This window comes from Bacillus sp. WC2507, assembly GCF_052656125.1.
In genome coordinates, this window is the sequence record NZ_JBQXPN010000001.1 from 3,936,807 (window position 1) to 3,950,353 (window position 13,547).

Annotated in this window: 13 protein-coding genes and 1 pseudogene; 4 read left to right on the forward strand and 10 right to left on the reverse strand. The window is 33.6% G+C overall.

Going from position 1 to position 13,547, the window contains the following annotated elements; translation table 11 throughout:
- Nucleotides 1-52: 52 nt before the first annotated feature.
- The 8 genes and pseudogenes from ACUN28_RS20695 to ACUN28_RS20730 all read right to left on the reverse strand — a co-directional run bounded on the left by ACUN28_RS20695 (nt 53) and on the right by ACUN28_RS20730 (nt 7,495).
- The gene (locus tag ACUN28_RS20695) at nt 53-625 is read right to left on the reverse strand and encodes an imm11 family protein (protein WP_016088442.1); all 573 of its coding nucleotides are present in this window, start codon (nt 623-625) and stop codon (nt 53-55) included.
- A 40-nt stretch (nt 626-665) separates the two neighbouring features.
- Nucleotides 666-897 (reverse strand): annotated as a pseudogene (locus ACUN28_RS20700) (AHH domain-containing protein); the annotation flags it as partial.
- A gap of 162 nt (nt 898-1,059) precedes the next feature.
- Complete coding sequence (gene cls, locus ACUN28_RS20705; RefSeq protein WP_016088443.1) at nt 1,060-2,271, reverse strand: cardiolipin synthase; 1,212 nt, start codon at nt 2,269-2,271, stop codon at nt 1,060-1,062.
- Between the two features lie 111 nt (nt 2,272-2,382).
- Nucleotides 2,383-3,528 (reverse strand): ABC transporter permease, encoded by a 1,146-nt coding sequence (locus ACUN28_RS20710; protein ID WP_016088444.1) that lies wholly within the window; start codon nt 3,526-3,528, stop codon nt 2,383-2,385.
- A gap of 1 nt (nt 3,529) precedes the next feature.
- The gene (locus tag ACUN28_RS20715) at nt 3,530-4,639 is read right to left on the reverse strand and encodes an ABC transporter permease (RefSeq protein WP_016088445.1); all 1,110 of its coding nucleotides are present in this window, start codon (nt 4,637-4,639) and stop codon (nt 3,530-3,532) included.
- 37 nt (nt 4,640-4,676) lie between these two features.
- On the reverse strand, nt 4,677-5,615 hold the full coding sequence (locus ACUN28_RS20720; protein ID WP_016088446.1) for an ABC transporter ATP-binding protein: 939 nt from the start codon (nt 5,613-5,615) through the stop codon (nt 4,677-4,679).
- 136 nt (nt 5,616-5,751) lie between these two features.
- Nucleotides 5,752-6,852, reverse strand: a complete 1,101-nt coding sequence (locus tag ACUN28_RS20725; protein WP_016088447.1) for a sensor histidine kinase — start codon at nt 6,850-6,852, stop codon at nt 5,752-5,754.
- Between the two features lie 4 nt (nt 6,853-6,856).
- A complete protein-coding gene (locus ACUN28_RS20730; RefSeq protein WP_016088448.1) occupies nt 6,857-7,495 on the reverse strand; it encodes a response regulator transcription factor in 639 nt (212 codons plus the stop codon).
- A gap of 220 nt (nt 7,496-7,715) precedes the next feature.
- Between ACUN28_RS20730 and ACUN28_RS20735 the strand changes: the two genes are divergently transcribed.
- From ACUN28_RS20735 to exsE, 4 genes are read left to right on the forward strand one after another with little or no spacing between them, the layout of a single operon-like run.
- Complete coding sequence (locus ACUN28_RS20735; RefSeq protein ID WP_255290087.1) at nt 7,716-8,261, forward strand: RNA polymerase sigma factor; 546 nt, start codon at nt 7,716-7,718, stop codon at nt 8,259-8,261.
- Nucleotides 8,258-8,701, forward strand: a complete 444-nt coding sequence (locus ACUN28_RS20740; protein ID WP_016088450.1) for a hypothetical protein — start codon at nt 8,258-8,260, stop codon at nt 8,699-8,701. The genes ACUN28_RS20735 and ACUN28_RS20740 overlap by 4 nt, the downstream gene beginning before the upstream one ends.
- A complete protein-coding gene (locus ACUN28_RS20745; RefSeq protein ID WP_016088451.1) occupies nt 8,694-9,764 on the forward strand; it encodes a hypothetical protein in 1,071 nt (356 codons plus the stop codon). Before ACUN28_RS20740 ends, ACUN28_RS20745 begins: the two co-directional genes overlap by 8 nt.
- A complete protein-coding gene (gene exsE, locus ACUN28_RS20750) occupies nt 9,761-10,723 on the forward strand; it encodes an exosporium protein ExsE (RefSeq protein WP_098486141.1) in 963 nt (320 codons plus the stop codon). Before ACUN28_RS20745 ends, exsE begins: the two co-directional genes overlap by 4 nt.
- A gap of 30 nt (nt 10,724-10,753) precedes the next feature.
- Here exsE and ACUN28_RS20755 read toward each other — a convergent pair whose 3' ends face one another.
- Both ACUN28_RS20755 and dsdA read right to left on the reverse strand, forming a co-directional pair.
- Nucleotides 10,754-12,001, reverse strand: a complete 1,248-nt coding sequence (locus ACUN28_RS20755) for a DUF445 domain-containing protein (protein WP_016088453.1) — start codon at nt 11,999-12,001, stop codon at nt 10,754-10,756.
- Between the two features lie 163 nt (nt 12,002-12,164).
- Entirely contained in the window at nt 12,165-13,487 is a 1,323-nt protein-coding gene (gene dsdA / locus ACUN28_RS20760; protein WP_016088454.1) for a D-serine ammonia-lyase, read from the reverse strand.
- Nucleotides 13,488-13,547: the final 60 nt, after the last annotated feature.

Genomic DNA, 13,547 nt, shown 5'->3' on the forward strand with positions numbered 1-13,547 from the left:
CTTAAATTTTTATCGTAAACTTATCAGGACCATTTATAATTTTAGAATTTATTTACGAAAGCTCTTCTGAATCCCACACTTCAATAAATTCAAATCCTTTTAAATCACTTTGTTCAATAAGATTCTTCAATTCATCTGAAATAAAAACAGCCGTGGGATGAATTTTCCCATTTATATAAACCTTAAAAATCATCTCATTTTGAACAGTATTACTATTAAATGCGAATTTTTCGCATCCTATTATTAAACCTGTAATCAGTTTTTTAAAAACTGCTTTATCACTATCAATTGCATCTAGTACATTCAACACGTGGACCAAGTAATATACCTCACTAGTTGAATTGCGTAAGAGTGGTAAAAATTCAACATTATCGCCTATTGAAGGTTCAAGTACTTGCTTGGCTTTTTCACTAATCATTGGTGCACCAGTTCCTCCCCAAAATTTAGGGAAATCACTATGAATATCTCCTTCAATACACTCTATATATATATTTCCCCATGAATTTGCTAAATGAGTTACTGAATTTATTTTTCCATCAATATATTTTTTGTGATCTTCTTCAAAATTTAATAACTGGAAAGACTCATTGTTATTAAACTTACTTTTTAATTCCCAAATCTTCATACTTTCCCTCCTACAGGATCTGTTACTTACTCAATTTTTATTACTTTGGTTGATTTAGTTTTATACTGCCATCTAATAATCCTTCTCTGATTGTCTGGAGCGCTGCAACAGCATCAGCTTGAGTACCCACCAAACTCTTTAATCTCTGTCAGAGTATTATATACTAATTCTATATACTCAGGTCCATGATTACCTATATGCATTGCCTCCGTAGTTACATATTTACTATCTATTGCTCGATATCCAGATAAAAATACTCCGTTAACAGCAGAGCCCCCAATAGGCCAAACTATTTTGTAACTATCAATAATAAAGTATAAAACAAGAAAGAACCTTCTGTTTTTGAAGGTTCCTTCTCACTTCTCTACTTGTTAAATAAACAATACAGCTTCCTATTTACTATATTCTAAATTCCCAGTATCTCAGTTAAATCATCACAAATAAAAATCCACCAGTCCCGCTAATTTCTCCTTACAACGCTCCCAAAAAGATAACTTCTCAAAAAATTCTTTCGTCATTTCTTTTGAATCATGAATATCTTGCGCTAATGCCTCGTTCACTTCTGATACGATAGTTCCACCATGAATATACAAATTCACCTCATCATTAATATAAAAGCTACGTGCCGTTATGTTTGTTGTACCGATAACAGTTAATTCATTATCAATCAGCATTAACTTTCCATGAAACATCCCTTTTTTATAACCATATACTGTAATTCCATTATTAACAGCTTGACGAATATAAGGATACGCTGCCTCTTTAATAAGAGGAATATCTGGTTTATACGACCAAAGTATTTTTACTGTAACACCACGTTTTTGTGCCGCGATTAAAGCGTTCATTAACTCTTTATTTTTCGCTATAAAATACGGCGTCGTAACGACAACCGAATGCTTCGCTTGGTTTATTAACTCAACATATTTTTCAGCGACGTGATGCCCATTGTAACTAGCCATCGTATGTAATGTGTTCCCTTTACTAGCTTTATTCGTACTTCTCTTTATATCTTCTTTCGTATCTCGTTTCCAATCTAAAGCAAACTGTTCTTCTAAATCTTTTGCTCCTTCTCCTTTAAGCCGTACATGATAATCACGCCAATATCCAAATCGCTTATCTTTCCCTAAGTACTCATCTCCTATATTAAATCCGCCTGTATAGCCAATTTCCCCATCAATCGTCGTAATACGGCGATGATTACGATGGTGAAGTGAATAAAATCCGAATGGCAATTCCGGCTTTCTACTATATGTAAAATGCACGCCACTTTCCCGCAATTCATTTATCATCTTTCTTTCAAATGATAAATCATTAATGCGATCAACTGATAAATAGACGTTTACTCCTTCTTTTGCCTTCTCTTTTAATAAGTTTAAAAAAGTATGGCTACTTTTGTCATCCGACAAAATAAAAAAATACGTGTAAATAGATTGCTTTGCTTCTCTTATGTCAGTAAATAACTGTTTATAAAATGACTTCCCTTTTACATATAATTGAAAGTCACTATAATGAGGAGCGTACTCTGTCGGCATATTTTTCCCAGCTTCCATTTTTCTTCCGAGTGTGACGTCAATATGCATCCAAATTAATATAAAAATAAATATAGCCATAATAATAGAAATAACTCGCAATATTTTTTTAATCATTTTAATTTCCTTCCGCTCGTTTTCTTTCCACCTTTCTATTTTGTCATTCAAATTTAGATTTCATGCTTCATACAAAAAAGGATGCGACTTAACGTCACACCCTTTTTTATATTAAACAAAGTTCCTCGCATCATTATTTCTTCCAAATTTATAAATAGCAATTAAGAAGAACGCTACCGCAAAGGCGAATAAGATTAAAATATTTAAATACAACTCTGAAAATGGAATACCTTGCTGTAGTTTTGCTATCGTATCTAATAACCAGCGCTGCGGAAGAAAATCAGCTACTTTTTGTACCGCTTTTGGCATAATGTCGTACGGGAAATAACATCCTGCAAGTAAACATGTTGGTACTATCACTAGATTTTGCAATGCATTTGAAGCAGTTGAACTTTTTGAAAAAGACACAATGACTAATGATAAACCAATTGCGATTAAAGCGAATATCATAAGCACACCAATCATTACTATGAAAGGCATATTAATATTTGTATGAAAAACATTCGTCATAAATAGTACTGCAATGACAATTTGCACTGTTAATATCATCATATTTACTGCAACATTGGATAATATAAATTTCTTTCCGTCAATTGGTGTTGATAATAATCTAAAGTACGTTCTATTCTCTTTTTCTTTTAAAATAAATCCTGATAAGTTCACTGCTGAAAACAGCATAAACATAATAAGATAACCCATCGTTTGGTTTGTCATATCTTTATTTTTCGAAGTATCTTCTAGCGTCTCCGTTTTCATTTTAAATGAACTTTTTTGATACCCTGCGTACATATTATCAAATGCACTTTGATCTGTTCCTGCCACTTTACTAATCGCAGCAATATTATCAACATAGTTATATAAATATGATTTTATAAATCCTGTTACTTGATCACCTTTAATCGATGAAATTTCAATATGATCTGGTTTCCCTTCTCGAACACTTTTTGAAAAACCAGAAGCTAATGTAATAACTCCATCAAGTTTTTTGGAAGTGAGTTTATCTTCTACTTCAGACTCCTTAACCTTACTCACATTCACATGATTTAATCCTTCTAAAAACTTTATCGTATCATTTGCTATCGGCTCATTTTCTTTATTTACAATCCCGATATTTAACGTTCCTTGCCCTGCATTTCCGTATATCGAAAAAGAGATGAGCGTTCCGATTATTGGCAAACTAATAATAATGAATAACCCTTTTTTATTTTTTAAAAGTACAGATAACGTTTTTTGTATGAGCCATAAAATATCTTTCATACTATAGCCCCTCCCGTCTACGTAATGCAATAATTGCAATTAATAAAAAGAGTGCTGCTATTCCAAGATTTAAAGAAATGACTGGTAGTGCTGCCCCTACATCATTCGCATAAATAATTTTCATAACAGCTGTATTTGCCCACGTTAATGGTGATAAATTCGTAACGAAATTTTCTTCTATTACGAAATATGCGCCGCCAAAAATAGAAGCTAATTGCACTACCACCATAATAATAGCTCTAGATGCTTCAGGTGTTTTTGTAATATATCCAATCCCTAAACCGAAGCTAATTGCTAGAAAGACTTCTGTTAATAAAATAAGAAATATGATTCCAAGATGATCGCCCCAATTCGCTTGAAAGACAAATTTACTAAATAACATAACAAGTAATATACATAGGGCATTTGCTACAAGACTACCAAGCACTTTCCCAATGAAAATTTCAGCCTTACTTATAGGTGCAGCTATAAGGCGATCTCCTGTTTTACGTATTCGTTCGCCTCGAATTAGAAAACTTGCTCCCATCGCAGCGTACAGTGCAATCATCGTCGTCATTACAACCGCATAGTAATCCATAGAACCCGGTTTTTTCGCAGCTTGTAAAGATGTTTCTTTTATATAATCATTATGATTTCCGTTTGAAATAACTGTGCTCACCTTAGTAGGATCTACTTTTGCAACTTCGACCGCTACATTGTACTTATCAACAAATGTTGTAAGCATGCCTTCCACAATACTTCCCTCGATACTACTTTTGTCACTTCCGTACAATTTTGCGCCATCTTTATTTAACTCTACATAAGCAGCATATTTATTTTGCTTCACTTCTTCTTTCCCATCAATATCTTCAGAAGCTTTTTTAAAATGAATACCCGATTTATCGACTTCTTTCGTAAATGCTTCAAACGATTGAGAAAATGTGCTACTCGCTTCATCTTTATATAGTACTTGTATATCCTTAATCGATTGACTATCGCTATTAAATGCATTACTTAACGCTGTTCCTAACACAAGCATAAGCACAATCGGAAATGCTAACATAAAAACTAAAGTTCTTACGTCTCTGAAATCTCTTTTAATATGCATAATTGCAATATTGAAGATGTTCAATTGATGAACCTCCCTTTACCTTTTCTTCATTTACCTTTTATTTATCTCGTAAGTTTCTTCCAGTCAACGTAAGGAATACTGTTTCTAAGTTTGGAGCCTGCTCCTCTAACGAACGGATTTCAATGTCATGATTAATGAAGTGCTGAATAATTTTATTTAAATTGTTTAATCCTGCATCCGAGTTTACCTTGATTACGTTCTCTTCAATTTGAACAGCTTTCACACCATTTACCTCTTTTAACTTTTCTACATCTAAATTTTCTATCGACTTTACTTCAATCCAAATGTCTTTCGTATCGGTAATAATCCCTTTTAACTGTTCTTTCGTTCCTTCTGCAATCACTTTACCGTGATCTACAATTGCTATTTTCGTGCAAATCTCTTCTACTTCTTCCATGTAGTGGCTCGTGTAAATAATCGTACTTCCCATTTCATTTAATTTTCGAACAGACTGCAGGATATAGTTTCTTGACTGTGGATCAATCCCAACTGTCGGCTCATCCATAATAATTAACTTCGGTCTATGTGCGATTGCACAAGCGATATTCAGTCTTCGTTTCATCCCGCCAGAAAAATTTTTCGGATAACTTTTATGTTTATCACTAAGCCCCACAAATTGAAGCGCTTCCTCTACTTTCGCTTTTAGTTCAGCCCCTCTTATTCCATACAATCCAGCAAAGAACTTCACATTTTCATAAGCCGTTAACTCTTCATAAATCGCAATATCTTGCGGAACAATACCAATATTCATCTTTGCAAATCGATTATGTTTCTTTATATTTTTTCCTAGTATGCTAATTTCACCTTCATTACTTCTTAACAACCCAGCAATCATATTTATCGTTGTACTTTTACCAGCACCATTTGATCCTAAAAAGCCAAATATCTCTCCTTCTTTAATAGATAAAGACATATTATCTACCGCGATGAAATCACCAAATTTTTTCGTTAAATTTTTAATTTCTAATGTATTCATCATTTCACCCCTATTTCGGTTTCTCTGCTGCTATTATAAACAAAAAAAATGAACCTGCTCAGTGCAGAAGTTCATTCTTTTCACATGAGATTATTCACTTCTTTCATATGAGATGATTCATCCTCGTCCCATTCTCTTATATCGGTAACAGCATTGTTACTGAAAAACCACTGGTCCCATCTACAATAATTTTTCCGTTTACAGATGCTGTTCGCTCCTCCATACCCATAATACCGAGACCTTTTTTTACAAGCACTGCACCTTTTCCATTATCCTTCACTTGCACTTTCACCATCTTGTTAAGTACATGAATATCGATTGAAATGACTGTCGCATCAGCATATTTCATTGCGTTCGTTAGTGCCTCCGTAATATTTTCGCCGATAATCTTCCACTGAATGGGAGAAATCATATCTAAGTTCCCTTTATATACGAATGGAATATTTATATCATGCTTACCGGCAAATTTCTCTATGAATAATTTCATACGATGAATACCAATTTGCTCCGTTGGTGGCTTCATATTTTTTAATGTAATGCGAATACTTTCAATTCCATCTTTCGAAATATGAATTGCATTTTGTAATAACTCCGCAGATTTTTCTTTATCTATTTCCATTAATCTCTTCGCTGCTTCCATTTGAATGAGTGCACCCGTCATCGAGTGACCAATTTTGTCATGAATTTCTTGTGATAACCGATTCCTCTCTTCTAACTTAAATGTGTATTCTGACTGCCTTATGTACTCTTTATTTTCATTTAGGCTTTTCGTCAGCCGCTGCATATCTTTGCGCATCTTATCATTTTGTGATTCCAGCTTTAATACACGCGATATATACCGTTCTGCCATAGTTAATACAAGAAAGGAAAATGCAACAATTAATCCATATGTCATTCGAATACTTTCTTCCGTAAAGATAATAGGAATCATCATAATGATAAAGAGCTGCCATTTCTTCTCTATATAACGAAATATAATTTCATATAAGTTCAATGGTAAAAACAAAATAAAAAACGGGTGGATCTTCCATGTAAATAACATAACTACGCCAATTGACACACTAGTTAATATGTTTTTGTACGTATCTTTTTTAAATATAGAAATCAGAACGTTTACAGAAAGATATAACAGCAAAGTAAGTATAATCCATGGCAAGTTCGCAACATTTAAATAAATGTAACTAAACACAATATATATAAAGACAATTAATTTACTTACAATTAACCAAAATTCCATATCTTTAATCTACTTTCCCTGTTAAATAATAAATCGCGATTTGTGTGCGATGTTCAAGTCCAGTTTTCCCTAAAACAGATGTAATATAATTTGCAATCGTTCCTTCAGATATGAAAAGTTGCTTCGAAATTTCTTTATTCGAAAAACCTTTCGCAATTAATGCGATAATACTAAGCTCCCTTTCTGTAAAAAGACTTTTATCTATTTTACATTCTTCTTCTTTGCTTTCCATTAAATTATATTTAATTTTATCAAGCACTACATCTTGCATAACAGTTTGACCGTTATATACTCCTTTTATCGCATCACGAATACGCTCCGGATCGTTATTTTTTAATAAATAACCTTTTGCTCCGTTTTTTACTGCATCCAAAATATATTCATCATCATCAAACGTCGTTAAAATTAGCGGTTTCGTTTTTGTCTCTTCACAAATGAACTTTGTTGCCTCTACCCCGTTCATATTTGGCATACGAACATCTAGAAGCGCAATATCAACGTCGTTCTTTTTGCAATATTCCACCGCTTCTTTCCCATCATTTACTGTATCTACCACTTCGAACTCTTCGTATGTATTTAAAATAATTTTCATACCTTCCCTAATAAAAGAATTATCGTCTGCTATTAATATTTTAATTTTCATGTTTGTTAGTATGGACCTTCCCCTACTAACATTCACATCCCTTCTTCACGTAACATTTCCCACTTGCTCATTATATACTTCTGCTTACCATTTTTTCACACCTTTTTTCATATAGCTTCCTTCCTAAAAATATATTATTCTTTTTTTACAACATGTGTAGGGTGACCAATCATTTCTTACGTCTATATAATAGAATGCGTCAAAAAGGAGGGAGAGACCCATTGAGGAAAAACAATTAATTGAAAAAGCACAGCAAGGAAGCGAACATGCTTTTCGTATCCTTGTGCAAACATATCGTCATTATATTTTTCAAGTTATCTTTTCTATTTTAAGACATGAAGAAGATGCGAAAGATGTTACACAAGAAGTATTCGTAAAAATTCACGCCTCTCTCCCTAATTATCAATTTCGCGGACTAAAAACGTGGATGGCTCGTATTGCCACCAATCACGCTATTGATTATAAGAGAAAGAAAGCTAGAGAAAACGATGAACTCTCCTTATGTAAAGAAACTGCGGAAAATATAAAATCCTCTTATAATGTTGAGGCTTTATTATTGACGAAAGAGCAAAAATTACTCATTGCTCAAAAACTGAGAGAACTTCCCGAAAATTACCGTGACGTCGTTCTCGCACATTACTTAGAAGAAAAAAGTTATCATGAAATTGCTTTGCAGGAAAATATTGAAGTGAAAACAGTCGAAATGAAACTGTACCGGGCAAGAAAATGGATTAAAAAACATTGGAAGGAGGAAGAGTTTCTATGATGCATTATTCAAAAGAAGATTGGCGCAATTATACATTAGATTTTATAGAAAGCAATGAACGTGAATCTATGGAAGAACATCTTTATGAATGTGATCATTGTTTAGCACTTTATATGGAAAGTATTGATGAACAACATGAAAACCTTCCAATGATAAATGATGATTCATTTACGAACGAAGTTATGACGCAAATTAATTTTGAAATACTACAGTCTAATGAAAATATAAAAACAAACTCGCTAAAGCGCACGATCATTCACTACATAATTGCAACTGCGGCTACAATTATTTTTATGGTAAGTGGTTTATTCCAGTATATTTTCACAGCGACATCAAATTTCGAGAAATCTTCAAAACATAACGAGTCTTCTATCTCACAACAAATTGTAAACAAATCAGTAGACACATCGAAAAAGAACGGAGGTTCAAAGCATGAATAAAAATCCCTTTTTAGCACTTGTATTAGGGCTAATTCCCGGGCTTGGACATTTATATTTAAAAAAGTTTGGACGGTTTATTTTATATAGCGGAGGGGCTGTATTTCTATTTATCTTTGCAGCATTTTGTACAATAGCATTAGGATCCCGTGATATTGCTTTTCTTTCTCTATTTTTACTAGTCGTGTTATGGGCGATCAATTTATTAGATTTAGTTATCACTATTATTAATCAATCGAAAAAACAAGCTGCCGGAGAATTTACAGAGTCATCTAAAGAGAGCGAACGATTTTATATCATTCTTCTATCAATCATTCCTGGACTTGGACATTTTCAATTAGGCCTTATGCAACGTGGACTTACATTTTTAGTAGCTTGCACAGGAATAGGAAGTATGATTATTTTCGTTGCGCTCTTAACATCACAAGAAAGTTTCCTTATCTTTCTTATTACATTACCTGTTTTATGGATTTACAATTTCTTCGATGTTGTTCAACAACTACAGAAAAAAGAACGTGGCGAGCAACTAGATGATCGTACTATTTTCGAAGAGTTTGAAGAGCACCGTGAACAAGGAAAGAAAAATAAAACATTCGCTTCTATTTTAGCGATGTTTCCTGGAGCAGGACATATGTATTTAGGCCTACAGCGACGTGGTCTTCAGCTTATGGCAGCCTTTTTACTTTCCATATATTTACTTGACTTATTAAGGCTTTCTGCATTTTTATTTTTAGTACCAATCATTTGGTTCTATAGCTTTTTTGATGCTTTACAGCAAACTACAAAGTATGGAAAAGAACGTGTACATGATGAACCTATCATTGATTATTTTATCAATCATCAAAGATGGATCGGTATTGGGTTAATTGCACTAGGTGGTTATTATTTATTAGATCAAACGGTCCTTCCTATTTTGAATGATTACTTTTCAACTATATTTAACATTCATCTTAGCGAGCTATATTATCGCTATTTCCAAACATCTATCGTTGCACTCCTCTTAATTGGTGGTGGCTTTAAATTGTTACTTGGAAATAAAGAAAACAAAGGTGGTACAAAAGAATGAGAACATGGCGCGTTGGAACATTTTCTATGGGGCTATCTATTATCGCACTAGGTTGCTTCTTACTATTTTCAGTTATGAAAGGAACTCAAGTATTAGATTCTTTAACAGCATGGTGGCCTGTTTTACTTATTATACTTGGTATGGAAATTTTACTATACCTTCTATTTTCTAAGAAGGAACAATCATTTATTAAATATGATATTTTTAGTATTTTCTTTATCGGTGTTTTAGGAAGTGTTGGAATTGCTTTTTATTGTTTATTATCAACTGGATTATTAGATGAAGTTCGTTACGCCTTTAATACAACTAGACAAACGAACACGATTCCAGAAAGTAAACTTGATATTCCTGAATCTATCAATAAAATTGTAGTGGATGCAGGTACAGACAATTATCCTCTAACGATAGACGGCAGGAACTCAAATGAAGTTAGCCTTCTTGGAACATACGAAATGACGACAAAAGGAAATGAAAAACTCAATTTAAAACAAGAAGATTTTCTTTCAGTTCAAACGACTGGGGAAACAATGTATATAACATTAAAGTCATTACCGTTTCATCAAAGAATGTTTGGTCATGAACCACGAGTAAAACCGACGCTTGTACTCCCACAAACGAAACATGTAGAAATTCGTGCTTCTAATCGAGATCTTTCTCTTTATCCAGGTCAATTACAAAACAATTGGTTTGTACAAGAAAGCTCAGGTGTATCTGTTCATTTAATAAAAGAGAGTGACGTATCTCTAACAGCAATAACAAATCAAAAAGAAGCTATTGGAAATACACCTTGGGAACAAGTAGAAGATTTAACAAAAAAAGAAAACAATTCTTCAGAAGAAAATCCAGAATTAAACGAGCAAGAACATTGGTATAAAAATTCGATTAAAACAGGCAATGGGACGTACAAGTTAAACATCGAGAAAGCTTACAATTTAAATATGAGTGTTGTTGAAAAATAAGAAACCTTCCACAATTGTGGAAGGTTTTTCTCATATAATCGCTTTAATTCCTTCTAACACTAATCCAATCATAAATCCGCAAACAGCCCCGTTTACTCGGATCCACTGTAAATCTTTTCCTACATTATTTTCAATCATTTCGATTAATGTTTTATCGTCTAACTTATCAAGGTTTTCTTGTACAAGCTTTCCAATTTTCGAATGATTCTTTTCAACCAGTGTGACAACTTGTTTTTGTAACCAATCTTCTATTTTTTGAACAGTCTGTTCATCTTCTTTTATTTTGTTCATTTGTGTTTGTAAAAATGGAATAACATATTTATCCGTAAATTCTTCATTTTTCACAAAAGTAATTGCCCTTTGTTGCACTTGCTCCAGCATCTCTTTAATTTTGTCAGTAGCATTCCAATTGGCAATCCATTTTTCTTTCCAATTTTCTAACTCCTGTAGTAAAGCTTCATTTTCTTTTACATTTATAATTTCTTGACGAATTTTTGTTAAAATAAGTTGTCTTGTGCTATTATCAGCATCTTGTAAGCTGTTAATATTGCTAATGATAAACTTCTGCAAAATACCACCAATTTTATCTTCATCTACAATATTCATAAATGATTTCAAAGTAAACTGCAAGAATCCATCTACTTTTATATTTTCCATCGCCTTCATACCTAAGCTTCCGAGCTGGTAACGTGCTTCATCTTGCGCTGTCCAATCTTTCACTTTTACTAATATGTAATCAAGTGTCTTTTCATCATATTCTTGCACAACTAATTGATCAACAAGCACTTGTAAGATGTTACTTGTATTAATTGTATGCAAATATGTTTTCATTTCTTTTTCAATAATAACCGCTAACTTTTCTGTATCTATTGAAACAATTGCTTTCTCCGCAATCGTTACAATTCCTTTCTTCACAGCATCAGACTGCATTTCTCTCTCAGCAATTTGCAGCACCATTTGCGCTAACTGCATTTCTTTTACTTTATTCGTAATACTCTCTTTTGTCAGCCATTCATTTTCTAACGTATTGATGAGTCCTTTCGTTACCCGTTTACGGTTTTTAGGTAACAAAGCTGTATGCGGAATTGGAATTCCCATCGGGTGACGGAATAATGCTGTAACTGCGAACCAATCTGCAAGTCCGCCAACTAACCCAGCTTCAAATCCCCCTTGTATAATCTCTCCAGCTACCGTTCCTTGAAAAGGGATAGAAGCCGCAAAGCCTACTCCCATAACCCCAAGCGAAATACCCGCTATATATTTAGTCTGTAATGACATCGTATACACATCCTCTTATTATGTAAAATAAAGCTTTTTGTTGTATTTATTCAATATTAGTTATCCTTTATATATACTATAAAGAACTATTGTGAAAATAACAAAGATTTTTATGTACATGAAAAAATGAGGCTACAATTAGCCTCATTCTTCTTATTGGTGCTTATTCCGAACCTTTCTTATAATACCCATTCATTACATCTTTCGGAACCATACTACCGCCAGTTCCCCACACAATATGAGTGCCTTTCTGCACCTTCTCTATTAACTGTTGCTTTTGTAAATACTCATCTTCTTTACATACTTTCACTGGGCCTATCATACCTGCAAGTGCAGAAGGCTCTAAATAAATATTTTCCGTATCCGCCAGTTCTTTTAACAACCTATATAACTCTTCATCACTTACTGTATAATTCCCACTCAAAAATGGTTCCATCGTTTTCCCAACAAATCCTGATGGTCTTCCTACTGCAAGTCCGTCTGCATCTGTTACATTATCAATACCGATATCTTGAACGGCAATTTTATCATGAAGTCCTGTCATTAATCCGAGTAGCATACATGGTGAATGTGTCGGCTCTGCAAAGAAGCAATGTACGTTGTCTTTAAACAATAGCTTTAAGCCAAATGCTACTCCGCCAGGTCCGCCCCCTACTCCGCAAGGAAGGTAAACGAATAAAGGATGTTCTTCATCTACTACAATCTTTAACTCTTCTAATTGCTTTTGTAAACGTGATGCTGCTACTGCATATCCTAAAAATAAATCATGCGAGTTTTCATCATCGACAAAATAACAGCTAGGATCAGCATCCGCTTGCCTTCTTCCTTCCTCTACTGCTTTACTATAATCAGCCTCATATTCAATAACGTTTACACCTTTACTTCTTAATAAATCTTTTTTCCATTGTTTCGCGTCTGCTGACATATGAACAGTTACATTAAAACCTAGTTTCGCACTCATAATCCCGATGCTTAGTCCTAAGTTACCTGTCGAACCTACCGCAATAGAATATGTTGCAAAAAACTCTCTACATGTATCACTATCTAAAATGGCATAATCATCTTCTTCTGTTAACATACCATGCTGCAATGCTAATTGTTCAGCATGCTTCAACACTTCATAAATGCCACCTCTAGCTTTAATGGATCCTGATATCGGAAGTTGACTATCACATTTTAAGAATAATTCTCCTAAAATAGGTTGCTCGTAATTTTTCTCTAAAGCTTGTTTCATTGAAGGGATTTTCACTAAGGGTGATTCAATAATGCCGTTCGTCTCTTTCGTTTCAGGAAAAACTTTCGCAATATATGGTGCAAAACGCTTTAATCTCTCTTCCGCATCTTTTACATTCTCTTCATTCAATGGGGAATCTTTTATTGCCGTTTCATACTTTTCCGTGTTCGGATTTACCCAAAACACTTCTTCTGTTGCGATTAATTTATTTAATAGTGGATATTCCTCTTTTAATTTCTCTATTTCCTTCATTTCTCTTCCTCCTCATAACCTTGTAGCTTACGATTCAATAAATTATAATTAAATTAATTT

Excerpts from the sequence above, each read along its gene's own strand:
- ACUN28_RS20695 (WP_016088442.1), bottom strand. The coding sequence starts at position 625 with ATGAAGATTTGGGAATTAAAAAGTAAGTTTAATAACAATGAGTCTTTC.
- cls (WP_016088443.1), bottom strand. The coding sequence starts at position 2,271 with ATGATTAAAAAAATATTGCGAGTTATTTCTATTATTATGGCTATATTT.
- ACUN28_RS20710 (WP_016088444.1), bottom strand. The coding sequence starts at position 3,528 with ATGAAAGATATTTTATGGCTCATACAAAAAACGTTATCTGTACTTTTA.
- ACUN28_RS20720 (WP_016088446.1), bottom strand. The coding sequence starts at position 5,615 with ATGAATACATTAGAAATTAAAAATTTAACGAAAAAATTTGGTGATTTC.
- ACUN28_RS20725 (WP_016088447.1), bottom strand. The coding sequence starts at position 6,852 with ATGGAATTTTGGTTAATTGTAAGTAAATTAATTGTCTTTATATATATT.
- ACUN28_RS20730 (WP_016088448.1), bottom strand. The coding sequence starts at position 7,495 with ATGAAAATTAAAATATTAATAGCAGACGATAATTCTTTTATTAGGGAA.
- ACUN28_RS20740 (WP_016088450.1), top strand. The coding sequence starts at position 8,258 with ATGATGCATTATTCAAAAGAAGATTGGCGCAATTATACATTAGATTTT.
- ACUN28_RS20745 (WP_016088451.1), top strand. The coding sequence starts at position 8,694 with ATGAATAAAAATCCCTTTTTAGCACTTGTATTAGGGCTAATTCCCGGG.
- exsE (WP_098486141.1), top strand. The coding sequence starts at position 9,761 with ATGAGAACATGGCGCGTTGGAACATTTTCTATGGGGCTATCTATTATC.
- ACUN28_RS20755 (WP_016088453.1), bottom strand. The coding sequence starts at position 12,001 with ATGTCATTACAGACTAAATATATAGCGGGTATTTCGCTTGGGGTTATG.
- dsdA (WP_016088454.1), bottom strand. The coding sequence starts at position 13,487 with ATGAAGGAAATAGAGAAATTAAAAGAGGAATATCCACTATTAAATAAA.